This is a genomic window from Heyndrickxia sp. FSL W8-0423, from assembly GCF_038009395.1.
Lineage (GTDB): Bacteria > Bacillota > Bacilli > Bacillales > Bacillaceae_C > Heyndrickxia > Heyndrickxia sporothermodurans.
On the sequence record NZ_JBBPBE010000001.1, the window covers coordinates 347,690 to 370,978 of the forward strand.

Here is a 23,289-nt window from a genome sequence, read left to right on the forward strand (position 1 = left end):
AGGTATCCCCCCTTAAAGCCGTGGAACCGCTTGAATATTTTCAATACGCGAACGGATTTCTTGCCACTTATCCCCTAATAACTCCTGAGCTAATCTTATTGCATCCCTAATTCTTTGCTCTATTTGTCTATTTAAGTCCCTGCTTAGTTCAACCAAATAGTAGACTTCCGAGGAAGCATTTTTTACCGCTAACTCAAAATTCGGCTGTAATTGTTGGGCACTTATTCGAAGAGTATCCAAATCAAAAACAAGCATTTCCATTGCAAGAGGCATCGATTCTCCGTTTCGAATTCGATCAATGGTCCCTTGCACCGCGTCAAATCCATAACCAACATCTGCTACAGAGGCATGATAAGGATTCAACCCTGGCTGAGTTCGTATGGAGGGAACCGATCGGAATCCAGTCGTAATGGAACAAACAACCTCTTTGGCAGCCATTCCCTTTTCTAAAACCGTGTATATCGCTTCGAGATAATCATGTGACATTCGTTGATTCTCCTTAAAAATGCTTCTTTCTAAATCATATTTATCGGAAAATACTTTTATATTTTGTCCCTACATTTTTTGAATCAGATTTTCGAAAAAATACTAAAGGATAAAAAAAGGTGCCTTTTTTGTAGAAATGCAATCTTTTTTACTATATACTGGTCTCGTTTGGAAAATTCCTTACTATAATAGAAATAAAAAAAGAAAGATAGGGAAATGAGTGAAAGAAAGAAACCAAATCCAGCAATGGATACAGTCGACGATGGATGCTGTTGGAATGGATATCGAATTAAAGCAAATGAATAATGGAATAAATATGAGTTATAATTTTATTTTTAACAATGTAGGTTATGATGTTAAACGTGTCCAAGAAGTCTTAGCGGAAACACCTATTTCACCTGAAGCATATATAAAAGCATTGACTATCCATGAATTAGGTCATGCAGTAGATCGAAAAGCTTTAATGGATTCACTTGAAAGAACAATTGAGATCTTTGAGATGAAAAAAAGCTATTCACTAAAAGAACAGTATAGCGACATCAAACTGCTTGGCATGCTGATTGAAGAGCATTTAATGAATATTGCTTTTGAAGAGACAGCCTGGGCGAATGCAGAAATAATGAATAAAAAGTTTGCAATTGTCGATTGGCAAAGCTTCGAACAAGTAAAAGCTCAAGGCTTAGCCACTTATCATCATTTATATGAAAGAGATTTGACTCTTTATAACAAACTTCTAGCCGAGCAAAGCGAACAAATTGCATAGAGAAATACAAGAATCAGTCGGATTTTTTTATGACTGATTCTTTTTTTGACAATAAGCAAAAAATTGATATAAATGATTATTAAAAATAGAAATAGGAAATTGACGCAAAAATAACAATCGATACAATTGCTCTTATCCAAGTCAATTTTTTACTTACTCCCGCTCTTTTTTCTAAAAAATTGATATAACTAATAGTAAAAATAAATCCGAGAAAGATAATGATGTATCCATTACCATCATTTGTTTTCACCAGGTACCCCAATGCAGTTAATGCAACGAGGATGGTTCCGATTGTTCCTAAAATCATGTTAAAATACAGAGCAAGCATATTTTCTTTCAATACTATCCCCTCAATCCTTCACCAATCCCGCCCGCAATTGATCAATCCCAAACTCTAAATAACCTTTTAAACAGGTTAATACGTACACCCAGCCTTCTTTGTTATCAATTATATGACTTAAAAATTGATCGTCAATTTCATTAAAACCTTCTTCTACGATCTCAATAATTGAACCATCCTGATCCACCTCTTGGAGAGTGATTGTTACAATATTTCCCTCTTCTCCCCATTGAAAAACGATTTTTTTATTTTTCACTATTTCTAAAATCTTAATGTTAGCTTCTGCACCGTATTCGTCATATCTCAAAGTAATCGTTTTGCCCTGTTCCCATCTTTCAGAACTTGATGAAAACCAAAACTTCCCGATTTTTGCAGGATCTACGAATGCTTCAAACACTTCATTTGCAGATTTGTTTATTTTCATTTTCGTAACATTATTCACGGAAAATCCCTCTTTTCAATTATTCATTTCACTAAATGAAGGCTCCGCCAGCAACGGTTCATACATCATTATTGCATGGTTCTCCGTAACAAATTCATCATCGATTTGCTGCTTATTTAGATTAAACTTTTTCCGATGAATTCGGTTGTGTCGGACATACCCTCCCCAATATTCCTGTCTAATCATATGATCCTGCTCGTATACTTCATAGGAATGAATCGGAGGAGCGTTTGATCTCCATTCCCCAACTAAATGAGTATCAGTTAAGTATACAACTAATTGATAGGAATGAGTTGTTTCATTTTTAATCTGTAGATCAAGATAGTTATATGCACAAGTCGCCCCACTCCCAAACGGCTGGCTACGTTTTGAATCCGGAAAAACATCATAACTATGACGGTATCGTTCCGTAACTGTTAACGGAGAATGAAGTGTCATCCAATAAATCAAATTCGATAACTGGCACACCCCTCCGCCTACCCCTGTTTGAACTTTTCCATAATGTAAAATCATTCCGTCTACATATCCTTTTCTTCTCGTTGTATTACCAAGCAATCGCCAATAAGAAAAGGTTTCACCAGGTTTAATGACCACCTTATTTAGTTTCTCCGTTGCAAGCCGAAGATTCTTCACTTTATTATGCTGCAACCACATCTTTACATCTTTTAATTCTCGCATAAGGACAGTTTGGTGGGTAAAAATAACATGTTGTAATGGAGTATCCCCTTTTTTTAACGAAAATTTCTTGCGTCCGAAGTACCAATCCAAATACCTCCTGAATCGATAGTACTTTTTTCCAAAATAAATTCGAATCGGACTCCTATGTATCGGCTTTAGTGACTCCATTTCCCACACCCCTACAAACTCCTATTTTCAAATCGATAAATAAGTTTATCCCCATCAAACGTGTTATCGTATTCCTCAATGAATTCCGCATTCGTATAATTAGAAAATGATTGATATTCATTCTAAATTATTACAATTCTATAAAATTGAGTGATTTCCTTCTTCTATCTGTAAGTAAAAAGTCAATTGTCCTTAATTAACAATTGACTTCGTTAGTTTAGAAATGCTTGGGTCCCCAAACTGTAAATTTGTCGTTTGAAAAGAAGACTATGGTCCACAAATGACATTGTATGGTCCACAAATTGAATTTTATGCGGCGCAAATCATTTTTTATGAACCACTAACCGCAAACCCTCCGTTTGAAAAGAACTCTATGATCCACAAATGACATTGTATGATCCACAAATCATTTTCTATGCGGCACTAATTATTTTTTATGATCCACAAACAGCAAATCCCTCGTTCGAGAAGAAGCCTATAATCCACAAATGAGATTCTATGATCCACTAATCGTTTTCTATGCGGCACAAACTTTTTTCTTTGATCCACAAACGGAAAATCCCCCGTTTGAAAAGAACCTTATGATCCACAAATGAGATTCTATGATCCACAAACCGATTTTTATGCGTCACAAATAGGATTCTATGATCCACAAACCGTAAATCCCTCGTTCGAGAAGAAGCCTATGATCCACAAATGAGATTCTATGATCCACTAATCGTATTCTATGCGGCACAAACTTTTTTCTTTGATCCACAAACGGAATGTTTCGTTTTATCGTCAATAAAAAAACCAATTTCCAGTTAACAGAAATTGGTACTTTGCTTAGCGTGACGCTTTTGGCGGTTGGCACACGTCACATTTTCGTTGATTATTTTTCTTAAACTTCGTAAATGTTTTTTCAAAATTGCTGCCACATGAACATTTAAACAGTAACTTTTGAGAAAAACCGTGATATTCAGTCGATAGTAACTTACTTTCCGAATTGTTCTCAACAAATTTTTTAATTTCGCCGATTGTCCATCGTTTATTCAATCTCTTACACCTCCATTTTTTAGTGCTTGGCGGAGGCTTTTTTTGGCATCCGTTCAATTATTATTCTAATTTTTCATTATAACACGGACTGATTTATATTTAAAAGAGTTCCCTTAAGACCGAAAAAATATTTCTTTGACACATTATTTCAAAAGGACTGTCCCTTAAACTTCTATTTTTTTAATAATTATAGCTGGATTTCCTCCTACCACCACATTATCTGGAACTCTGGTATTGGATTAAAATCCAATACCTTTTTGGATCTTCAATTCTAAAAAATGACGTCCCTCTATTTCATTATGTAAAAAGAGTTTTCTCGAGATCATTATATAATTTGAATACCATCACTCGTTCACCTGTGCGAGAGCTTATATCAGTATGGAAACTTTTCACTTTTTCCCCGGTTTTAGTTAATATAATCTTCTTAAGATCTTCTATACCTGATTCAACTAATTCTGAACGAGTTTTCTTTATAGTTAACAATCCCTCTTTTGTTTCACAAACAGCATATTCGGCTTGTGTTAAAATACCTTGTAAGTTCACAATGATCATGTCCCGTAATATATCTGTTTTAACGGTTAAAGACCCACGCCCAAGATAGTCCTTTTCCCATTGAGTAATTGCTTTACTAATCTCAGATTCATAAGCTCCTTTAGATATTTTCATTAATTATACATCTCCTATAGAATGAAAAATTAGTATATTCTCATATGTTTTTTTAAAGGCTGTTTTCGTAAAGTTTGTTGTTTTTTGGAATGGTCCGTTCCTTTCCGCTACAGGCACTTGCTTTCCGCGGGGCTGGCGATGAGCCTCCTCATCGCTTCGCTCTTGCGGGGTCTCATCTGTCCAGCTGATCCCGCAGGAGTCAATTGCCTTCCGCTCCAATCCACTCTGTGGATTAATATTTGGAAGCAACAATCCTTTAGAAAAGAGCCTAATTATTTTGACGATCATGTAAGACTTGACACTGTTATATTAGTAGGAATCTCACCAATTATAGGTTTGCCATCATCATTGCTAACTATTATACCTTTGACTTTAACATGTGATGGTACTAATGGATGATGTTGAATGATATTAACGCACTTTTTGATATTGTCACTAGCATTTTCATTTTCCTTCCCATATAACCATTCTTTGACTGAAACACCCGAAAATTCGGGCTTGTTATATTGAAAAAGATAATCTAATGTTTGTATTTTATCTTTCATTGAATCAATTTGAGTAAGTACCTTAACTGAGGTATTCTCTTTATCTTGTTTTCCTACAACGAAAATTTCTTCAACATTTTCCTGATAAATAGCAATAATAATAGACCTCATTATATCTCCATAAGGATTTGAGATTACAGGACCGTAGCATTGTAAAGTCAGCATGTTTTCTGTTCGAATATTAGTCACTTCTTGTAAAATAGTCTCCAAGCCATTTTCAATGTTCGTTAAAACTAATGCTTTTTGATTTTTAACTAGATTCATTTAGTACACTTCCCTTTATGTTTATAATTTTTTGATTAAGAGGCAAGTATTATCAAACGATTACCAGTTTTCCCAACGTCCTTCTGGATCAACACTAGCAAGTCGAACCCATTCATTTTGAACTTTTTCTCTAAATGCTGAATCATTATTTAATAATCTTTTGACATATTCATTCGGTGCTTGGATGACAATCAGTAATCGAAGAGGAGAATGATAAGCTTCGTGATCTGACTGCATGACGGATTGCCAAGGTAGTCCTGCTAACAAGTCACTGGCATTCCCCTGCATAACACCTATACCTGATGTAACGGTTTGTGTTGCTTTATTTCCACTACCATAATAATGAGGTGCTACCGTTGAAGCGTAATATTGTAGATTTATCCATTCGGTCACCGTTCCAGGTCCTGCAATAATATTGGCGAGGAGTTCACCACTTTCATCCTGCCTCCAATCATAATTATGAAGGAAGGATCTTCCTTCCAAGTCACAATCCTGCGTTAATTCACGTTGGCCGATTATAAAATCGGCATTACGTGCCAACCCCCATTCCGGACGTATCTCACTCCAATCCTCTGCAAATCGGTGTGCCTCAGCCTTCGGATTTTTATGTTTCGATTGAAAATTCGGTAATTGGGCTAGACGCTCTGCATTTGCATTATGGCTCACTTTAGGCATAATCGCTTCGATACAATCAAATGCTTCTTGTGCAGCATCGGAAAGTTCAGGGACATAAATCCAGTGCAATTCATCTACCGTTGTATTATGCTCAGCGGCGATGAAAACGGTGTCCTGAGGGATTTCAATTCCTGAGGAAGATAACTCTTGTCTTACCTCTGGAAGGTTACATAAAGAAGCTAAAACCCTTGCATTGAATCCACCTGCAGCGCCACCACAGGCACCACAGTCCAGAGCAGAGGCATAAGGGTTGTTTGTACTTTGACTACCATGTCCGCATAATACGACTAATGGTGCGAAATTCTTTGTTAGGCCCATCATTTTTAGAGCTTGGCGGGCATAATTTACTTTTTCTTCTTCAGAAAAACCAACAGGTATCTCCGCTTTTGTGCTATGAACATGATTAAGCGCGAGCTTTGTATTCGGTTTTCGTAGCCAAGTCTCACGAAGGTTATGAATAAAACGATCTGCTTTTCTTGGTACAAAGCTACGTGCTACCATTTGGAGACTAAGCCAAGGTCCACTAATCTCAGGTAAAAAAAGGTTAGCAAGTATATTCTGTTTCATCGCTTTAAATGTATAGCTTAAGGAATTCGCTGCCTGTCTCCGCTGCTGATAGGAATTGAGCTCATTTTTATCAGCAATCTCTTTTATTCTGTTTTGAGGCTTTTGCATAACCGGCAAAGAAGGATGACTGTGATTACTCCCCAGTTCACTAGTTGCAATGGGTACGCCAAAGAAACCAGCAATTCCAATCGTTTCAAACGGACCTTCTTTTTCAAGTTGACGACGAAAAGGTTCTGATCGTACATCAATGCAGAATGCTAATTGAGCTAATACAGATTGTTTATCTTTAGTCTTAGGTTGTTTGGCGATAAGTTTCTGACTTAATTGATTTGCGTGTGTTTGTTCCCAAGCCTCTAACCAAAGTTTCCTGCGAAGCTTCTCATCAAATCTATAGGCAAATGATAAGTATTCGGTTTGTTCGGCCGCTGACAATTGTGACCATTCCTCGATTGTAAAGTCCCCCCAATGAATCCAAGCTGCCAAAAGGGAAGTTATCGAAACTTCCTTCTCAGATCGTTGACCGGAAATAGGTAAGGACGGCTGTACAAGAGCCCACTCCAAGGAAAGTCGAACTGCTAAATATTCAGTTAGGAGTGCATGACCTTGTCCCGATTGTTGGGAACGCCAAAGCATCATCCCTGCCCATCCAGGTAAGGAAAGTAAATGACCTTCAAGATATGCTTGGATTTCCGATTCAGGGATTTTTAATGCGAATAACACTTCTTTTAAAGCCATATGTGGCTCTTGTGACCAACTTTTTAAACTTTTACGTTGCTTTTTACTAAGTGCCGGATCATATTGAATAAGACTTTGCCAAGCACGATAGAAGCCTTGCTCACGATTTGGCATTGTCCAGCCTGCCTGAGAATCATCAAGATATAATTTACACCACTTGATGACATGATAATCGAGAATATCGACTACCCTTTCCCCATCTTGATTCTTTAATCGAGAACTTATTGGTTGCATAGAATAATTGCCGATGCGATCCATATTTAGTCCACTAAATTCATCTGCCAACTTCTTCAGTTTAAGCGATGTTAATAGGTTAGAAGGTAACGGATCTAATTTTAGTGAAGCAAGACAAAATCGTTCTGCCACGTCACGTGGGATATTGAAGGAATGTGTATCAAGCCAACGCTGTAAACCCATTTTTACAAATGCTTCATCAATCTCACCTTTCCTCTTTGCGGAATGGATCATCGAAGCACTAGGGTATATATCAACATCACGAGTATCTTTTAACCAACCTGCAACTTGGTCAAAAGACTTCTTTTCAAATCCCATCCACGGATTACGTGCTGCAAATGTAGAAATTGGCCAAAGTGGTGCAATCACTTGGCTTGCAGATTCAATTAAGACGTTAATATCACTTTCTTGAAAATCGACCTTTGTATTTTTCCTTTTTACATTTTCTTTTGTTAATACGGAAGTTCCGCTCATCACTGATTACCTCCTTATGGTAAATAGTTTTTAAGGTAGTTTGGATGACTCTCTACTGACTTTGGTTTTGCTTCACCTAATCGTACTAACCAAAGGTAGAGTACTACGAAGGAAACAGAAGAACGATTACGGGCAATTAACATACTTATAGCACTGCCAATTAGTAAGAAACATAAGACAATGATGACAAGTGCCATTGGCGGTTGAGCCCCCTGAAAAACGGTTGTATTTAACCACTTATAGAAAAGGCTATGAATGATAAAATAAACGATGGCAGCTCCTCCTAAAAATGATAAGCCTGCAATACGGCCAATTCTTCCCTCTGCAAAAGCTACGAGTTGTTTCCAAGAAACGGACAATGACCATGCTAAGATGAACGCACTAATCAATTGGTACCCCTCTCCAGGAGCCATGAGCCAAAAAGCAACCCCTAAAACTAAGCTTAAAATTCGACCTGCCATAATCCATAAATAGGTGGACCTTTCATTAACACGAGTTGATACTTCAAAACGATGTACTGCCGAACCAGCCTGTAAAAACAGCGTAGCTTTGAACAAACCATGTAAAATAAGATGAATAATGGCTGCTATGTACGCACCTAATGCACATTGAATGAGCATAAATCCCATTTGTGCAATAGTTGAACCTACTAACTGACGCTTATAGTCAACCTGAACTAAACTAATGCCGGACCCAATCAATACAGAAATACTTGCAAGAATAAGTAAAACAATCGAAGCTATATCACCATTAAAAAGAGGTGAAAACCGAGTTAACATTATCCCACCTGCATTTACTAAACCTGCATGCATAATCGCAGAAACTGGAGTAGGCGCAACAACAGACTCAATTAACCATCTTTGGAAAGGCCATTGGGCAGCTGGAATGATTACAGCTAATACAATCAATAAATCAATCCCTGTTCTCTCCCATTCGCCAAGTTGAGCTAAATTTTCATTTGTTAGAGCTAATGATAACTGCCATTGACCTGTAGCTTGAAAAAGCCAAATTATTGCGCATAATAATGAAAACCAACCCAGTGTAAATAAGCGAGCAGAAACTTTGGACGCTTCACTAGCTACTTTCCATCCACTGTTTAACCTTATAAGTAAAATTAATCCGGTGAGGGTTGCTCCCCAAGATAGGACCATTAAGCGGAGATCAGCACTTAACCATGTAATTGCAGCAGCAGCTGTAGTGAAAGTAAAAAGTGTAAAATATTTTCGATAAGAACGATCACCCATTAAATAACGTATAGAAAAACGCTGAACGATTAAACCAATTGCAAGAACAAAGAAAACCATTAACCAAGCTAAGGTATCCAAGTGAAAAGGACCAACATTTCCATTTACACGCGTAACAAGAGCCAATAAGGCAACCAAAGGCGGTAAAGCCACGATACAAAAATGAATACGAACAAAACTCAAGGGGATTCGCGGATGTAAGAACAACAGTCCACTTAACCCAGAAGCGATTAACATAATAAAAAATAATGTTAATAATGACGACAAACTCAGCATTTAAAATTCTCCCTTTTTCGAATAGCATTATGGTCAAAAAATCCTTTAAATTAAGGGGATTTTGGATAAATGTTATTTTTCAATAAAAAAAGCCGACAACCTCAATCATTCAATGATGCTTAAATCATTGAATCATGAAAATTGTCGGCTTCACTTCAACTAACTTTTAACAAAGTTTTTTAAAGAGCTACCTTTTTATATGTCATTTTATTTTATAATTTAATTTTATATTCCTTTTAAACAAAAGATCGGTATAATGTAATAAATCGATTTACGTTACTCTTCCTTTTTTATAGTATGTTCCTTTTTCATTCAATCAATATAGTATATTAACAGAATGCTAAAGGCATAATTATTTAAAAAAGGAGAAATAAAAATCTATCGATTATTTAGCATATTGTATGCTATCTCAAATATTAAAAAATGTCAACAAAAAAGACTTCTTTAGACACGCAGCGAGCCACGGAACCCTCTTGCAGCATAGTAGGAATCCGCTCCATTGTGGTACACAAAGACCGTATCATAGCGGCGGTCAGAGAAGATAGCTCCTCCGAGTTTTCGAATATTAGCAGGTGTTTGCACCCAGCTCGATGTTTTCAAATCGAAATTTCCAAGTGTCTGTAACTCCCGGTATTGTTCTTCCGTTAAAAGCTCAATGCCCATGTCTGCAGCCATATCAATCGCGTTATTTTCCGGTTTATGTTTTTTCCTTGACTCAAGTGCTTCACGGTCATAGCAAACACTTCTGCGGCCTTTAGGACTTTCCGCTGAACAGTCATAAAAAATGTATTCATCCGTCTCTTTATCATTACCAACAACATCCGGTTCGCCGCCAGTGCTTTCCATTTCATTAAGCGACCATAGTTTTTTAGGATTAGCTTCCAGCTTTTCTTGGACGCTGGACCATTCGATCCCGCTATGGCGGTTCATGTTTTTCTCAAAACGGGCTTTCAATACGTTGAGTAATTCTTCACGTTTTTCTAGTGATAATTCCTTATTTGTCTTTGTCATATTCGTTTTTCCCCTTTATTGTTTTTTCTTAACACCTAAAGAATCTTTAACTATTGCATACGTGATTTTTTAATACTTTTTTCCATCAGTTCCGCCACTTGTTTCGAATTCGGATTAACTTCATTTTGTAATTTATCAATAATATTATTATAATCCGTTTCATTTCGATTCTGACTTAATTTATATGCAGCCTGAATTTCTTTCACTTTAATCTTAAAACCAACAATACCTTTCAGTTGATTTTCTAATAGTTTAGGAGAAAGTTTATCCCATAAAGCTGGATTTTCACGGTGTTTTTCGTATTTTTCCAGCAACATTGTCAGGTCCTGCTTTAACTCATCTTCATCCAAAACACGGGACGGGCCATATATATGTACGGCTTGATAGTTCCATGTCGGTACATTTTCCTTTTCATACCAGGATGAAGAGATATAGGCGTGTGGTCCTTGAAATATAACCAAAACATCCTCACAGGTTTCAAATGTTCTCCACTGAGGGTTTCCATACGCTAAATGCCCTGTTATATAGAAAGTATCTCCTTCTTTAATTAACTGTAATGGCAAATGAGTAGCAATTGGTTTTCCTTTTTCTGTTGTGACAATCGTGCCAAAAGAGTTTTTTTGCACAAAATCCCAAATTTCATCAACATCTGTGATCTTAAAATATTTTGGAATGTACATAATCATCCCCCTTATACGAGAGTTTTAGTCATTATAAAGTCCGTTTGTTCTTCATCACCCATATAAAAAGAGTGGGCACCAGTTTGAACAAATCCCATTTTCTTATAAAAGGCAATAGCATTTTCATTTTTTTCCCATACGCCTAGCCAGACTTTTTTCTTATTACCTTCCAGCGCTATTTCCAAAGCTTTATTTAGAAGAACTTTGCCTAGTCCATGTTTTTGAAAACTCTTCTTTATGTAAATCCTCTCGATTTCAAGTGAATCTTCACCCATTTCTTCCGACTGAGCATCATTCGTGTTGACCTTTAAATATCCAGCAAGTTCATCATTAAAATAAACAAAAAAGAATTGCGAGGAAATATTGGCTAATTCTTTTTCTAACTGTGTTAAGTTAAATGCCTTTTCCAAATAGGCTTTCATATTTTCAGGTGTATTCTGATGCTTAAATGTATCATCAAATGTTTCATAACTAATTTCTTGAAGTTTGCGTGAATCTTCAAGGCTGCACTTTTTTATATTTATACTCATTTAATAGGTCGCTCCTTTATATATTCAATAATTTCTCTTGTTTCCCTTTTTTACAAATTCCCAGTCTTTTTCGATATTCTTTCTCACTCTTTGTAGAAGATTGAAAATAGTATCTACTTCTTTTTCGGAAAATCCCTCTAAAGCAACAGTTTTGGAATAATCATTTTCTCTTTTAATATAAGGATAAATTTCTTTCCCTTTTTCTGTCGGGAAGAGTTTTTTAATTTTTTTGTTTTGGTTATCTTCCTTTTTTTCAATAAAGCCATTCATTTCAAGTTTCTTTACAGCACGTGCTGCTGTTGTTCGATCTACCTTTATCATCTCAGCTAATTTTTCTTGAATGATTCCCGGATTTTCACATATTCGTACAAGGTACAAATACTGACCCTTCGTAAGGTCATATTCTTTAAATTCTATATTACTTATTGAATCTAATGCCCTGGCTATCATTCCAACTTCTCGAAGAACATCCTTCATAATTAACTCCTTACTACATATTTTGTTGCAAATGCAATAAAACTGTACATTAAATTTAACTTATTTTTGTTGCATTTACAACATTTTTTTAATAGGTAATTGTATAAGGGAACATTTCTTTCTTACGATAATTTTCTTAACTTGATTTTCCCTCCGAAATTTAATTTAGAAAGCATATTTTTATCCTTATCATTTCTAATTACTATTTAAAAATAATTTTAATTACCGATAATATAAATAATCATTTGTTCATGTATTTTTATAAAGGAGCATTCCTGTTAGAAGGATTTTCGGGGACTTGAACAAAAAAGAGCCCTCTTGGTATGATACGGGGTGTCAAATCATAGCGCGAATTGACCCCTAACTTAGTTAACCAAGGAGGACTCCAAAGTGGATTTTAAACAAAATCAGAAAATAAATCAAGTCACCGAGAATACACTCGTAGTAGGAATTGACATTGCCAAGCGAAAACATTTTGCTTGCTTTGTAGATGATCGTGGTCGGGTGCTCCAAAAATCTTTCCCAGTATTACAGTCTAGTGATGGCTTCCAGTGTTTTTATCAACGTATTTTAACTGCAATGAAAGAATACGAAAAAACGGAAGTCATTGTCGGGATTGAACCAACAGGCCATTACTGGCTAAATTTAGCTTATTTCCTTGAGGAACGGGGTATTCCCCTAGTCATGACCAACCCTTTGCACGTTAAAAAGTCAAAGGAATTGGATGACAATTTACCAACCAAACATGACCGTAAAGATGCGCTAGTAATCGCTCGTCTTATTAAAGATGGACGCTTCAGTTATCCACGTATCTTGAAAGACATGGAGGCTGAACTTCGTGTTGGATCAACGTTTAGAGGGAAATTGACAGAGGAACTTAGTGCTGTCAAAAACATGATTATTCGCTGGTTAGATCGCTATTTTCCTGAGTTCACTCAGATCTTCCCGTCATTTGGAAAGATGGCAATGGCCGTACTAGAATGTACCCCATTTCCGAGTGATCTCCAACAGAAACAAGCTGATGAGGTTTTATCCCTTTATCGAAAGATTGAGGGGCTCAAATCTCCCCAACGACCAAAAGCAGTGCGCCTCATTGAAGTCGCTGCTTATTCCATTGGAGTAACAGAAGGACGTGAGATGGCCCGTATTGAAATCGCCACGCTCGTTCGCCGTTACCATCAGCTGGAACAAGATATCGAGAGGATTACTCAACACTTAGTTGAGCTTGTAAAAACTTCTGTAGAGTACGAGTGGCTATCAACGGTACCAGGACTAGGAGATACAACGATAGTTGATTTATTAGCTGAAATCGGAAGCTTTTCATACTATGAAGACCCACGCCAACTAATCAAACTCGCGGGGTTAACATTACGAGAGAGTTCTTCCGGACAGCACAAAGGGCAAAAGCGCATCTCCAAACGTGGCAGAAGAAAGCTGCGTGCCCTCCTATTTAGAGTTATGATGCCGATGATTCGACATAATGAGGCTTTTAGAAAACTGCACGAATATTATACAAATCGTCAGGTTAATCCATTACGTAAGAAGCAGTCTATCGTGGTTCTATGCGGAAAACTATTAAAAGTGTTACATGGAATCAGCACGAAGCACAAAGCATTTGATGCGCAGCGAATGATGAAGGATATTCCTAGTCTCGCAGAGGCTATATAGATTTCTACATCCCCTTTACAGACCTAGACAACAGGATGACACGGAGAAGCTGGCATTATATTCACCATTCGACCTAGAGTCCCTAAAGGAGCTTCGCTAGCCTCTGCCTTATGACTAGACCGAACGAAGGAATGTAGGCACACAGATGCCCAGAGACATGGGAGGGTACGTCATCATAAGTTACGCAGAGATCCATTGTGCATCACATAATTCTCTGACACTACTTACCACTATTAACCAGTAGTGACCGCGTAGCGTACCCATATAATGGAATAGTTTCTCATAATATAAAAATATTGTTAGGAAGCGTGTCGAAAAATATTTTTTTGACACCCCACCAACGGCTCAAACCGTTGATAAATCAACATTTATAGAGGGAGAGTTTTTTATGAAATTGTTCGCCAAAAAAGAAAGACCAGGATATTTAAAAGAGGAAGCGAATAGACTAAAGTCGAATGTAAGGATTGATGTCCATAAATATAGTAGTTTAACACAGCAGTTGTCCCTCATTGATCTCACTTTAGATGACCTTGCAGTTGCAAAGGCATTACAACCTCTTATACGCGATAATATTGAAAGAATCTATAATCCAATGTATCACAACCCTTTTGCAGGAATTCAAAGTGTAGTAAATATGGTTCCAATAGGCATTGATTTATCGGGAAGTCAACAATATGTAGTTGATTTTTTTGATGGGATTATTGATGATGCATATGTAGAGAGAAGATATCAACTAAGTAAATATTATTTAATGACTGGTGTTGAAGTACGGTGGTATCTTTGTACCAACCAAGCATTTACAAACAATATAACAGATCTCTTAACAGAAGAGTTTAAGGATGATAGAGAAAGTTTTGCACTTGCTACTAAAGTTACTAGTAAAATATTTAATTTAGAACTGCAGCTTTGCCTTTCAGCTTTACAAGAGCTACAAAATGAGGATGCGGCCAAAAAAGAAATTGAAGCAAAACAAAACATTAAGGAAACGATTGGTACCATTACAGAAGAATTAGCTGCCATGTCAGAAGAAGTTGGGGCATCGGTTGCGGATGTCGTTGTTCGTTCTGAAAGTATAAAGACACACCTAAACGAGGGACTCCAATCTTCAATCATCACATCAGAAACTTCCGTAACAGGTAGAAAACAGTTAGACCAAGTCATTGAACAAACAGAGTCCTTAAAGGAAAGTGTTAACGAGATTCGAACTAGTATCCGCTCATTAGAAGCTAACTCGAAGGAAATTGGAGACATCGTGGCCGTAATCACCTCCATCGCAGAACAAACAAATCTATTAGCGCTGAATGCTGCGATTGAAGCCGCAAGAGCAGGAGAACACGGAAAGGGATTTTCGGTTGTGGCAGCTGAGGTAAGGAAGCTAGCTGAGCAAACAAAGGACTCTTCAAGTAATATTACAGAATTGGTTGTCTCCACAACAAAACAAATCAAAGACGTGGTGGAGCAAATAAATGATGTCAATTCTAAAACCGTATTAGCTAACCAAAATGTCCAAGATACTGTGGAAAGTTTTGACGAAATTCAAACAGCAAGTATGGCTAGCAAGGAACAAAATGAACGGAATAACCAAGAAATGATTAAATTTATAGATATATTAAAGGAAATTGGTGAAGCCGGTGCAAAAGTAGCAAATTTAGCAGATGATCTAAATGGAACGATGCAAGGATATTAATGAATTTTTCTATTGTTGTGGATTTGTACAGGATATTGCTACGAAAGAAAAGATCGATTAGAAAAGGCATTCAAAGGAATGTTTTTTCTTTTGTGTTCTTCCGCTAACTGTTGATAGTGGATTAAAGAATTTATTGACCATTATGAAAAATATTTTATCTTATGCCCTAAATGCGGATACAAAGAAAATATTACAACGGCAGTATTACGTAGAATAAAGGAATATTGTTTACTATTTCCAAATAAAAAGCTGACAGCACACTCGATTCAAGAATGGTTTCAATTTTTGGGACGACCAAGATGGATTTTGGATTTGGTTCTTGGGCTTCATTCGCTCGCTTTGTCTACCAAGATGGATCTAAGTTTTGGATCTTGGGCTTCATTCGCTCGCTTTGTCTACCAAGATGGACTTTGGATTTGGTTCTTGGGCTCCATTCACTCGCTTTGTCGACCAAGATGGATCTCAGTTTTGGATCTTGGGCTTCATTCGCTCGCTTTGTAGACCAAGATGGACTTTGGAATCGGATCTTGGCAGTTTCCTAAACAAATAAAAAAGTGTTAATCCTTCTTAGATTAACACCTAGCACAAAGAATTATGAGATACGTGTTCCATTCCTAACAGGTTCATCAGGTTTTAACAGAACGACATCCCCTTCTTCAGGAATCCCGCCTACTACCAATACCTCGGATTTAAACCCAGCAACACGCATTGGCGGAAAATTTACTACACCTACGACTTGACGTCCACAAAGTTGCTCAGGACTATATCTTCGAGTAATTTGAGCAGAAGAATGTTTTATTCCAATCTCTTCCCCAAAGTCAATCTCTAATTTTATCGCCGGTTTTCTTGCTTCAGGAAAAGGTGCTGCACTTATGACCGTGCCAACTCGCATATCTAGTTTTAAAAAGTCTTCGATTGTTACCATATTGTTCTTACCACCTTTAAAGTTTTACCTATGTTTCCATAATATTACCATAATTAATACTATAAAAGGATATTAAGCTTATCATAGAAAATTTCTTTACCAAGTTTAATATCCTTTTTATCCATTATTAAGATTTCTATATTTTTTGGAGATATTCCTTCACAACTAACAAACCATCATTGTTGAAATTCCTCAATCATTTCTATTTATAAACAAAAAAGAGAGAGTCCTAAAAACTTTTCTTTGGGACACTCTCTTTCTATTTTTCATTATATATTAGAGTACATGTCTATAATTTTAGCTGCTGCCCTTCATATGCCTTAATGTCTAACGGTGCAGTCAAGAAGTCTTTTGCTTTTGCTACGAACTTAGTGAAGTGATCGCTTGAGTTATGGCTGGCAACAGCTTGCATATCCTGCCAAATTTCTATCATCAAAAATACATGTTCATTTTCTACATCTTTTTGAAGGCCATAAGAAATATTTCCGTTCTCTTCTCTTGAAGCGGCAATAAGCGGCTGGATTTCCTCTAGAAATAGATTCTCTTTTGCTGGGTTTATTTGGAATGTAGCATGGACGATAATCATTGAACCTCAGGTCCTTTCTTGTTTATATTTCATTACTTCCATTGTGCGACTTGGTCAATTGGGAGGCGTACAGATGGATGTCCGTTATCTGCTGCTTTACCAATGGAGATCAACATCACTGGAATATAACGTTCTTTATCTAATCCAAAAGCTTCGGCTATTTGATCTTTTTCATATCCTCCCATTGGATTTGTATCATAGCCATAAGCACGGGCAGCTAGCATTAATTGCATAGAGACAAGACCGCCATCAACCAAAACAACATCTTTCATTTCTTCGCGTGAAGCAGTTTCATAATAACCTGAAAAAGATGCATGAATTTGTTCTTTTACTTCTAAAGGCATCAATCCTTTATCTACAGCTGCACCGTAGATTTCTTCGAATTTCTCAAAATTATTTAAATCACCAAAAACAGCAATAACTGCTGATGATGTTTCAACCTGGGTTTGATTAAAACGGGCCAGTGGAGCAAGTTTTGCTTTTGCTTCAGGGCTTTCAATCACAAGAAAGCGCCATGGCTGCATATTAACCGAAGAAGGAGCACGTGTTGCTAATGTAAGGATTTCCTCCATCTCTTCGCGGCTAATTTTTACATTTTTATCGTAACTTTTTATTGAACGGCGTTCTGTTACGATTTTATAAAAATCATTTGTTACTGGTGCTGTAGTCTTAGTAGCCATTCTTATATTCTCTCCTTATTATCTTAAATTTTTACTTAAATGTTTGAAAAACAAATACTTATACATTTTAGACAAAAATAATTTAAAATGTCTAAAGTGTTTACTTTGTATACCATACTCCTCTTTTCTTTTGTTGTAAACTGAAAAGAATTGGAATACCCATAAATTAATTTACCTTACTGGATATGATATAATTTCAGGATAAAAGGAGTGGTACTTTTGAGAAAAATTGCACCTGATGAAAGACAGAGGTTGAGAAAAGCCTATGTAAAAAAGTTGATCCATGTCATTCGTACTCAAGGATTCCTTTCTCTTACCATTCAAGATATTGCCGATTTAATGAATTTGAGCCGAGCTTCCTTGTATAACTATTTTTCTTCAAAAGAAGACATCATTATGGAGCTAACTAATCTCTGTATTAATTATATAAATGAATTTGGTCAGACCATTTCCAACGAAGAATTGTCATATTCGCTTCGTTTTCAAAAAGTGTTTGAACAAGCGGTTTTTTCAGCTGCATACACGTCAGATATTTATTTGAATGATTTAAAAAGAAGCTGCCCCCATCTTTATGAAAAAAAGATGCAATCAAGAAAAGAACAAACTTCTATTATTCACACCTTTTATCAAAATGGTATGAAAGAAGAAGTTTTTAATGAATTGAATGCCTCAATCCTAATTATTCAAGATGAAATTGTTCTGGAGAGATTTGTTAATACTTCATTTTTAACGGAAGAGGGATTGTCATTGAAACAGTCTCTAATCGATTATTATGTGGCAAAGAAAACCCAGGTCTTTAAGCCTGAATACTTGCAAAGCACAGAAAATGAGAATATCAATGCAATGGTGGATTGTGTACTGAAAAAACTAGCAGCGATTTAAAAATAGTCTTATATTTCAGATCCCAATTGAAGGAAAATCAGTTAAAAATATTTAAACAAGAAGATTAATCACGATAGGGAGATGATTTTTATGAAAAGAATTCCAGTTAAAATGGTGAGGAAGGATTTGTTAGATATCCCTCAATATTCGCTTCCAGCCGGATTTCGAATAAGGTTATTTGAAAAAGGGGACGAACATAGTTGGGCTCGTGTTGAAACAAGTGTGGATGAATTTAAAAACGAACAAACTGCACTAGAACACTTTAACAAAGAATTCGGACCACATTTGGATGAAATGTCAAGAAGATGTGTTTTTATTGAAAATGAAAATGGCGAAGTGATTGGTACCACCACAGCATGGTATGGCGACTTACATGGCGATGGAGAAGTATCCGGCAGAATTCATTGGGTAGGTATTGTTCCAGAATATCAAGGGAAGAAACTTTCAAAACCATTACTTAGTGCTGTTATGAATATTTTGGCCAATAATCATTCAAAATGCTATCTTACATCGCAAACGACAAGTTACCAAGCAATCAATATGTACTTAAACTACAGGTTTGAACCTTTACTCACCGAACCAAGCTGTCATGAAGCCTGGTCTTTGTTAGAAGATATTTTAAACCGAAAAATACTAAAGTAACATTATTAAGGTTGGTTTGTTTAAACACGGTATTGAGCTATTCTTTTTATCTTCCTCTATTATTTGTGAAAGGAATTGAGAAAAGTAGAAAGGAAGTTTTGAGGAAGATGGATACATTGATAATTCATTGCCTCTTTAGCATACTTTTCATATTCTTTAAACTTACTTTTATCAGATGGATGACTAACTTCATCTAGTTTAAGAAGATCCTTTAGAATATTTTCTACTGCACCATTATTACTCGAAGCAACATTAATTAGGCGAAATCTTAAAATCGAGGAAGACATCAAAATAGACGAATATTTTAAATACATTAGTTCCAGGAGTTGTTTTTGAAGTTCTTGTATCTTCTTACAATTGAATTGCTACTAAAAGTTATGCTAAAAACTGGTATAATAGTAGAAATCAAGCCTTACCTAGTAAAGATTTGGAGGATAGACGCTTTGAAAATCTACAATAAACAGAAATTTTTTACAGGGATAATAGGTATTTTTTTTGTATTAATAGCTTTAATCTCTTTATTAATAAAAGGATATGATTTAAAATTTTCCATTTTAGCGATACTTATTTTTTTGATTTCTGTTTCTAGTATTCGTAGAAGTATTTCAAAACAATTGACAATACAAGATAAAATTGAAGAATTAGATGAAAGAAATCAAGAAATAAAACTGAAAAGTAATGCAATATCATTCAAAATTATTCAATATACGGTAATTTTTTTAGAAATATTATTTATCATTTTCTATGCTATCTTTAAAGCTGAAATGCTTATTTGGATTATTTTGGTTTTATCATTTGTTGTATTCGTTACGTTTGTATCTGAAATTCTAAGTAGTAATCATTATAAGAAGAAGGTTTAAAGACGGAGGCTATTAATTTTTCTTGTAATACAAGAACGAATGTTCTATAATCTAATTAAATTTGAAAACGTACTGTGGAGGAAATTATGTTTTTAATAGAATATGAAAAACAATTTAAGGAAAAATTAGAGAACTATTCTTTATCCAAAGAACAGCTCCAGTTTACAGGAACCCCTTCCAAAGCTGTAGAACTATCAAATTCAGATATAGACCGACATCCCATTTTGGCTATTGAAAATAATGAACTTGTAACATTTTTTGTACTTCATAAAAATGAAGGCGTAAAACCTTATTCAGAAAATAGAAAGGCGATTCTGTTGAGAACGTTCTCCACTGATTTTCGTCATCAGGGGAACGGGTATGCTAAACAATCCCTTTTTCTATTACCCCAATTTGTTCGTACACAATTTCCACATATCAATGAAATAATATTAGCCGTGAATGCGAAAAATATCTCGGCCCAAACATTGTATAAAAAATGTGGTTATAAAGATGAAGGAGTTAGAAAAATGGGTAAAAAAGGTGAATTAATTATAATGAGTTTTTATTTGTAGTTGAGAATAAAGTAAATGCATTATTTAAAAAAGATGCTAATTCATTTCATATCTTTCTAAAGTGTGTTCTTCAATTAACTCAATATTATTTTTTCATTTAGCATAAGTAAATATTTGTTCTTTTATATTCGTAAATAAGACAATATCTTTAAATCAGATAATATTATCCATTTTACATCCGTTTGATTTTGGTCGGGGGTTTTTTGGAAAAAGCATCCTGCTTATTCAGCCGTTTAAAATCCACAATATCATTTAGAAGTAATTCTTAGAAAATACCCATCTGGATCAGCAATTTTAAATCCCCTCCTGTTAGAAGATACCTACTTCTTCCCCAACGAAAAACCGTGAAATAACTTTCCTCCAAAAGGTTGCAAAATATTCTCAACTAATTGTATTACTTGATTTTTGTCACCAGTCTTGTAAAAAATATCAAATGCCTCTACAAATTGCTTTGCGAATTCTTCGTCATATTGTTTTAATGAACGAACTACCCACTTGGATGCACCAATCCATTTACGGTTCGTTCTCAATACAAATTCGCTTACCAATTCTGCAAGTGTATTTGCTATAAATATATCTTCCGCTCGAATAGAAGAACCTATAAAATCGTCCAGTGCGTCCGAAATAAAATAACGCTTTGCATTTATCGTTTCTACTGACCATTCCGCTGGACCTTTTTCAACGATTTCTTTAGCCTCTTTTTTGATAGAATCTATGATTCCATCGTCTTTTAAGACCCTTCCCTCTGAAATCATTCTTGGCATCGAAGGTCTCGCTCTTTCATAATCATTTTTAAAAAAGTGCTTATAAGAGGTTAAATTATGTACAAAGACCTCTATCGCCCAACCAAAATCCATTAATGACTCTCTATAAGATGAACTAACGCTTTTGTCGAAAATAACAATATCAAGGTCAGATGTTTCTGTAGCTTCACCTCGAACTACACTCCCAGCTAATAACGCTCCTTGACAATTTGGAAAATGCTTACGGATAAACTGTTGTGCTGCTTCGATTGGGCTTAACTTAATTAAATCACCCATTGTTCCCACCTCTATTTGATTTATTTCTGGAAGAGTATCTTTACTGAAATATTTAAAATTTATATTCTTAAAGACTACTTATTTTTCAGCTTAAACGTTTCAGACTTTCCATCCCATGTGATGATAGCGTTTATATCTTCATTTTCTTGAACAACTGAACAGCCATCACAAGAATGTCCACTACCACTTAATACACCACTCTCAGTTAGTGGCTCGTTGCCGCTTGATTTCCCCGAGGCAGTTTCAATACTATATGAAATTTTTTTAGGAATAGGGTCTTTTCCAATATATTTTATTGTTATATTAGTAGATTCGCTATCTTCATCTAGCACCGTTACTCTATAATTTATATCCCAATTGCCGCTCCTACCAACAAAATTCATCACTTTTATTTTTGAACAAGCCGTTAAAAATAAAGAAAAGAATGATAACTAAGAATTTTTTAATCATACAAATCCCCCCATTCTTTATTTTACTTCGCTTGATTGTTCCATTATTCCTTTTTTTAAAATCTTGTGCTAATTGGAAATACTGTAAATAACTAGTCATCCCAATAACCATACATGTTGAAATGGTTAGTAGGGAGAGAATTTTTTAGAGACTAACCATATGTAATAGAGGGGTTATTCAGCTTGCAATACATTCTCTTTTTTTCTTCGGTAAACAGTATAGAACTAACGGATTATGTAGTTTCATGAAATTTCAAGTGGTATAATAAAATAAACTATTCATGGAAGAGGTGAATGTCAACATGAATACAGCTAAAGAGCGATTGCTTAAAATTATAGATGAAATACCTGAACAAGAGATAAATGAAATTTTGGATTTTGCAGAATTCTTAAAAGCGAAAAAAGAAAAATTCTTATCTGAAGATTTAACAAAGGCAAGTGAAAGTAGTCTTGATTTTTGGAATAATGATATTGATGACGAGGTTTGGAATAATGTATAAACAGGGAGATATTGTTTTAGTTCCTGTTCCATTTAGTGATTTAACAAACAGGAAGCAGCGACCTGTACTAGTTATTTCAAATGATAATTACAACAAAATAACTGAAGATATAGTTGTCGTTGCAATTACTTCACGATTAAAGGATCTTGATTATTCAATAGTAATAAACTCAAAAGATTTAAATGAGGGTGAACTTAAAGTTACCTCAGCAATTCGTGCTGATAAAGTTTACACACTTTCAAAAGATATTGTCAGAAAAAGGTTTGGACAAGTGAACTCTGAGGTTTTGAAAGGCGTTCGGACAAAAATAAACGAGTTATTAAAATAATTTTTGAAAAGAAGGCTGCCAAACAGGCCTTTTTAGTATGTAAAGAGCTTTCAAATTTTACTTTTCAGAAGAACTTCACTTAAAGTAACTGGCGCTTATCTCATATAAGTAAGCTAAAAATACCAAGTTGTTATACATAACTTGGTATTTTTTCATGCTTACCTACTAATTATCGATCAGATAAATGTATCAGGTGTA

At 35.5% G+C, this 23,289-nt stretch carries 29 protein-coding genes and 1 pseudogene; 10 read left to right on the forward strand and 20 right to left on the reverse strand.

The window, feature by feature from the left end:
- Positions 1–12: 12 nt before the first annotated feature.
- Positions 13–486 (reverse strand): hypothetical protein, encoded by a 474-nt coding sequence (locus MKY81_RS01605; RefSeq protein WP_341116378.1) that lies wholly within the window; start codon positions 484–486, stop codon positions 13–15.
- Positions 487–706: 220 nt separating this feature from the next.
- Between MKY81_RS01605 and MKY81_RS01610 the strand changes: the two genes are divergently transcribed.
- Positions 707–1,249 (forward strand): integrase, encoded by a 543-nt coding sequence (locus MKY81_RS01610; protein ID WP_235598328.1) that lies wholly within the window; start codon positions 707–709, stop codon positions 1,247–1,249.
- Between the two features lie 79 nt (positions 1,250–1,328).
- Here the strand turns inward: MKY81_RS01610 and MKY81_RS01615 are convergent, their stop codons facing one another.
- From MKY81_RS01615 to MKY81_RS01675, 13 genes are all read right to left on the reverse strand, one after another.
- Complete coding sequence (locus tag MKY81_RS01615) at positions 1,329–1,589, reverse strand: hypothetical protein (protein WP_066231778.1); 261 nt, start codon at positions 1,587–1,589, stop codon at positions 1,329–1,331.
- Between the two features lie 10 nt (positions 1,590–1,599).
- Entirely contained in the window at positions 1,600–2,031 is a 432-nt protein-coding gene (locus MKY81_RS01620) for an SRPBCC family protein (RefSeq protein WP_235598327.1), read from the reverse strand.
- A 15-nt stretch (positions 2,032–2,046) separates the two neighbouring features.
- The gene (locus tag MKY81_RS01625; RefSeq protein ID WP_066231947.1) at positions 2,047–2,877 is read right to left on the reverse strand and encodes a VanW family protein; all 831 of its coding nucleotides are present in this window, start codon (positions 2,875–2,877) and stop codon (positions 2,047–2,049) included.
- 825 nt (positions 2,878–3,702) lie between these two features.
- Positions 3,703–3,912 (reverse strand): hypothetical protein, encoded by a 210-nt coding sequence (locus MKY81_RS01630; RefSeq protein WP_066231776.1) that lies wholly within the window; start codon positions 3,910–3,912, stop codon positions 3,703–3,705.
- A 297-nt stretch (positions 3,913–4,209) separates the two neighbouring features.
- On the reverse strand, positions 4,210–4,578 hold the full coding sequence (locus tag MKY81_RS01635; protein WP_066231773.1) for a DUF2294 domain-containing protein: 369 nt from the start codon (positions 4,576–4,578) through the stop codon (positions 4,210–4,212).
- Positions 4,579–4,581: 3 nt separating this feature from the next.
- Positions 4,582–4,866: a hypothetical protein gene (locus MKY81_RS01640; RefSeq protein WP_341116382.1), complete on the reverse strand. Its 285-nt coding sequence runs from the start codon at positions 4,864–4,866 to the stop codon at positions 4,582–4,584.
- Positions 4,863–5,387 carry a carbonic anhydrase gene (locus MKY81_RS01645; protein ID WP_341116383.1) on the reverse strand — a complete coding sequence of 175 codons (525 nt, stop codon included), beginning with the start codon at positions 5,385–5,387 and terminating at the stop codon, positions 4,863–4,865. Before MKY81_RS01645 ends, MKY81_RS01640 begins: the two co-directional genes overlap by 4 nt.
- A gap of 60 nt (positions 5,388–5,447) precedes the next feature.
- Positions 5,448–8,072: a DUF2309 domain-containing protein gene (locus tag MKY81_RS01650; RefSeq protein WP_341116384.1), complete on the reverse strand. Its 2,625-nt coding sequence runs from the start codon at positions 8,070–8,072 to the stop codon at positions 5,448–5,450.
- 14 nt (positions 8,073–8,086) lie between these two features.
- Positions 8,087–9,592, reverse strand: a complete 1,506-nt coding sequence (locus MKY81_RS01655; protein WP_341116385.1) for an NADH dehydrogenase subunit 5 — start codon at positions 9,590–9,592, stop codon at positions 8,087–8,089.
- Positions 9,593–10,036: 444 nt separating this feature from the next.
- A complete protein-coding gene (locus MKY81_RS01660; protein WP_108070871.1) occupies positions 10,037–10,603 on the reverse strand; it encodes a DUF4256 domain-containing protein in 567 nt (188 codons plus the stop codon).
- A 50-nt stretch (positions 10,604–10,653) separates the two neighbouring features.
- Positions 10,654–11,283 (reverse strand): FMN-binding negative transcriptional regulator, encoded by a 630-nt coding sequence (locus tag MKY81_RS01665; protein WP_341116387.1) that lies wholly within the window; start codon positions 11,281–11,283, stop codon positions 10,654–10,656.
- An 11-nt stretch (positions 11,284–11,294) separates the two neighbouring features.
- Positions 11,295–11,813 (reverse strand): GNAT family N-acetyltransferase, encoded by a 519-nt coding sequence (locus MKY81_RS01670; RefSeq protein WP_066231759.1) that lies wholly within the window; start codon positions 11,811–11,813, stop codon positions 11,295–11,297.
- Between the two features lie 24 nt (positions 11,814–11,837).
- Positions 11,838–12,290 carry a MarR family winged helix-turn-helix transcriptional regulator gene (locus tag MKY81_RS01675; RefSeq protein WP_341116388.1) on the reverse strand — a complete coding sequence of 151 codons (453 nt, stop codon included), beginning with the start codon at positions 12,288–12,290 and terminating at the stop codon, positions 11,838–11,840.
- Positions 12,291–12,680: 390 nt separating this feature from the next.
- Between MKY81_RS01675 and MKY81_RS01680 the strand changes: the two genes are divergently transcribed.
- From MKY81_RS01680 to MKY81_RS21020, 3 genes and pseudogenes are all read left to right on the forward strand, one after another.
- On the forward strand, positions 12,681–13,958 hold the full coding sequence (locus MKY81_RS01680; protein WP_100346401.1) for an IS110 family transposase: 1,278 nt from the start codon (positions 12,681–12,683) through the stop codon (positions 13,956–13,958).
- Between the two features lie 634 nt (positions 13,959–14,592).
- Positions 14,593–14,874: pseudogene (locus tag MKY81_RS21015) on the forward strand (protoglobin domain-containing protein); the annotation flags it as partial.
- Positions 14,857–15,645 (forward strand): methyl-accepting chemotaxis protein, encoded by a 789-nt coding sequence (locus tag MKY81_RS21020; protein WP_411815352.1) that lies wholly within the window; start codon positions 14,857–14,859, stop codon positions 15,643–15,645. The pseudogene MKY81_RS21015 and the gene MKY81_RS21020, both read left to right, overlap by 18 nt.
- 592 nt (positions 15,646–16,237) lie before the next feature.
- Here the strand turns inward: MKY81_RS21020 and csaA are convergent.
- From csaA to MKY81_RS01700, 3 genes are all read right to left on the reverse strand, one after another.
- Positions 16,238–16,570, reverse strand: coding sequence for a chaperone CsaA (gene csaA, locus MKY81_RS01690; RefSeq protein WP_108070881.1), 333 nt, complete (start codon positions 16,568–16,570; stop codon positions 16,238–16,240).
- A gap of 289 nt (positions 16,571–16,859) precedes the next feature.
- Entirely contained in the window at positions 16,860–17,156 is a 297-nt protein-coding gene (locus tag MKY81_RS01695) for a putative quinol monooxygenase (protein ID WP_066231745.1), read from the reverse strand.
- Positions 17,157–17,188: 32 nt separating this feature from the next.
- A complete protein-coding gene (locus MKY81_RS01700) occupies positions 17,189–17,836 on the reverse strand; it encodes a nitroreductase family protein (RefSeq protein ID WP_066231743.1) in 648 nt (215 codons plus the stop codon).
- Positions 17,837–18,055: 219 nt separating this feature from the next.
- Here MKY81_RS01700 and MKY81_RS01705 point away from each other — a divergent pair, with 219 nt between their 5' ends.
- Both MKY81_RS01705 and MKY81_RS01710 read left to right on the forward strand, forming a co-directional pair.
- Positions 18,056–18,718, forward strand: a complete 663-nt coding sequence (locus tag MKY81_RS01705; RefSeq protein WP_341116399.1) for a TetR/AcrR family transcriptional regulator — start codon at positions 18,056–18,058, stop codon at positions 18,716–18,718.
- Between the two features lie 90 nt (positions 18,719–18,808).
- Positions 18,809–19,360, forward strand: a complete 552-nt coding sequence (locus tag MKY81_RS01710) for a GNAT family N-acetyltransferase (protein ID WP_341116401.1) — start codon at positions 18,809–18,811, stop codon at positions 19,358–19,360.
- Positions 19,361–19,419: 59 nt separating this feature from the next.
- On the opposite strand, the gene MKY81_RS01715 is transcribed toward MKY81_RS01710, so the two are convergent.
- The gene (locus tag MKY81_RS01715; protein ID WP_202752259.1) at positions 19,420–19,674 is read right to left on the reverse strand and encodes a hypothetical protein; all 255 of its coding nucleotides are present in this window, start codon (positions 19,672–19,674) and stop codon (positions 19,420–19,422) included.
- A gap of 129 nt (positions 19,675–19,803) precedes the next feature.
- On the opposite strand from MKY81_RS01715, the gene MKY81_RS01720 reads away from it, so the two are divergent.
- Together MKY81_RS01720 and MKY81_RS01725 are read left to right on the forward strand one after the other, a co-directional pair.
- On the forward strand, positions 19,804–20,220 hold the full coding sequence (locus MKY81_RS01720; protein ID WP_107920191.1) for a hypothetical protein: 417 nt from the start codon (positions 19,804–19,806) through the stop codon (positions 20,218–20,220).
- An 86-nt stretch (positions 20,221–20,306) separates the two neighbouring features.
- The gene (locus MKY81_RS01725; protein ID WP_341116413.1) at positions 20,307–20,774 is read left to right on the forward strand and encodes a GNAT family N-acetyltransferase; all 468 of its coding nucleotides are present in this window, start codon (positions 20,307–20,309) and stop codon (positions 20,772–20,774) included.
- 320 nt (positions 20,775–21,094) lie between these two features.
- Here the strand turns inward: MKY81_RS01725 and MKY81_RS01730 are convergent, their stop codons facing one another.
- Entirely contained in the window at positions 21,095–21,814 is a 720-nt protein-coding gene (locus MKY81_RS01730) for a nucleotidyltransferase domain-containing protein (protein WP_107920189.1), read from the reverse strand.
- Positions 21,815–21,888: 74 nt separating this feature from the next.
- On the reverse strand, positions 21,889–22,197 hold the full coding sequence (locus MKY81_RS01735) for a hypothetical protein (RefSeq protein ID WP_153017496.1): 309 nt from the start codon (positions 22,195–22,197) through the stop codon (positions 21,889–21,891).
- Positions 22,198–22,565: 368 nt separating this feature from the next.
- Here MKY81_RS01735 and MKY81_RS01740 point away from each other — a divergent pair, with 368 nt between their 5' ends.
- A complete protein-coding gene (locus MKY81_RS01740; protein WP_107920934.1) occupies positions 22,566–22,763 on the forward strand; it encodes a DUF2281 domain-containing protein in 198 nt (65 codons plus the stop codon).
- Complete coding sequence (locus MKY81_RS01745; protein ID WP_107920933.1) at positions 22,756–23,091, forward strand: type II toxin-antitoxin system PemK/MazF family toxin; 336 nt, start codon at positions 22,756–22,758, stop codon at positions 23,089–23,091. The genes MKY81_RS01740 and MKY81_RS01745 overlap by 8 nt, the downstream gene beginning before the upstream one ends.
- The last annotated feature ends 198 nt before the right edge of the window (positions 23,092–23,289 follow it).

Excerpts from the sequence above, each read along its gene's own strand:
- MKY81_RS01745 (WP_107920933.1), top strand. The coding sequence starts at position 22,756 with ATGTATAAACAGGGAGATATTGTTTTAGTTCCTGTTCCATTTAGTGAT.
- MKY81_RS01730 (WP_107920189.1), bottom strand. The coding sequence starts at position 21,814 with ATGGGTGATTTAATTAAGTTAAGCCCAATCGAAGCAGCACAACAGTTT.
- MKY81_RS01695 (WP_066231745.1), bottom strand. The coding sequence starts at position 17,156 with ATGATTATCGTCCATGCTACATTCCAAATAAACCCAGCAAAAGAGAAT.
- MKY81_RS01700 (WP_066231743.1), bottom strand. The coding sequence starts at position 17,836 with ATGGCTACTAAGACTACAGCACCAGTAACAAATGATTTTTATAAAATC.
- MKY81_RS01665 (WP_341116387.1), bottom strand. The coding sequence starts at position 11,283 with ATGTACATTCCAAAATATTTTAAGATCACAGATGTTGATGAAATTTGG.
- csaA (WP_108070881.1), bottom strand. The coding sequence starts at position 16,570 with ATGGTAACAATCGAAGACTTTTTAAAACTAGATATGCGAGTTGGCACG.
- MKY81_RS01650 (WP_341116384.1), bottom strand. The coding sequence starts at position 8,072 with ATGAGCGGAACTTCCGTATTAACAAAAGAAAATGTAAAAAGGAAAAAT.
- MKY81_RS01605 (WP_341116378.1), bottom strand. The coding sequence starts at position 486 with ATGTCACATGATTATCTCGAAGCGATATACACGGTTTTAGAAAAGGGA.
- MKY81_RS01640 (WP_341116382.1), bottom strand. The coding sequence starts at position 4,866 with ATGATCGTCAAAATAATTAGGCTCTTTTCTAAAGGATTGTTGCTTCCA.
- MKY81_RS01725 (WP_341116413.1), top strand. The coding sequence starts at position 20,307 with ATGTTTTTAATAGAATATGAAAAACAATTTAAGGAAAAATTAGAGAAC.
- MKY81_RS01655 (WP_341116385.1), bottom strand. The coding sequence starts at position 9,592 with ATGCTGAGTTTGTCGTCATTATTAACATTATTTTTTATTATGTTAATC.
- MKY81_RS01675 (WP_341116388.1), bottom strand. The coding sequence starts at position 12,290 with ATGAAGGATGTTCTTCGAGAAGTTGGAATGATAGCCAGGGCATTAGAT.
- MKY81_RS01670 (WP_066231759.1), bottom strand. The coding sequence starts at position 11,813 with ATGAGTATAAATATAAAAAAGTGCAGCCTTGAAGATTCACGCAAACTT.
- MKY81_RS01710 (WP_341116401.1), top strand. The coding sequence starts at position 18,809 with ATGAAAAGAATTCCAGTTAAAATGGTGAGGAAGGATTTGTTAGATATC.
- MKY81_RS01740 (WP_107920934.1), top strand. The coding sequence starts at position 22,566 with ATGAATACAGCTAAAGAGCGATTGCTTAAAATTATAGATGAAATACCT.
- MKY81_RS01635 (WP_066231773.1), bottom strand. The coding sequence starts at position 4,578 with ATGAAAATATCTAAAGGAGCTTATGAATCTGAGATTAGTAAAGCAATT.
- MKY81_RS01660 (WP_108070871.1), bottom strand. The coding sequence starts at position 10,603 with ATGACAAAGACAAATAAGGAATTATCACTAGAAAAACGTGAAGAATTA.
- MKY81_RS01645 (WP_341116383.1), bottom strand. The coding sequence starts at position 5,387 with ATGAATCTAGTTAAAAATCAAAAAGCATTAGTTTTAACGAACATTGAA.
- MKY81_RS01735 (WP_153017496.1), bottom strand. The coding sequence starts at position 22,197 with ATGAATTTTGTTGGTAGGAGCGGCAATTGGGATATAAATTATAGAGTA.
- MKY81_RS01715 (WP_202752259.1), bottom strand. The coding sequence starts at position 19,674 with ATGTATTTAAAATATTCGTCTATTTTGATGTCTTCCTCGATTTTAAGA.
- MKY81_RS01625 (WP_066231947.1), bottom strand. The coding sequence starts at position 2,877 with ATGGAGTCACTAAAGCCGATACATAGGAGTCCGATTCGAATTTATTTT.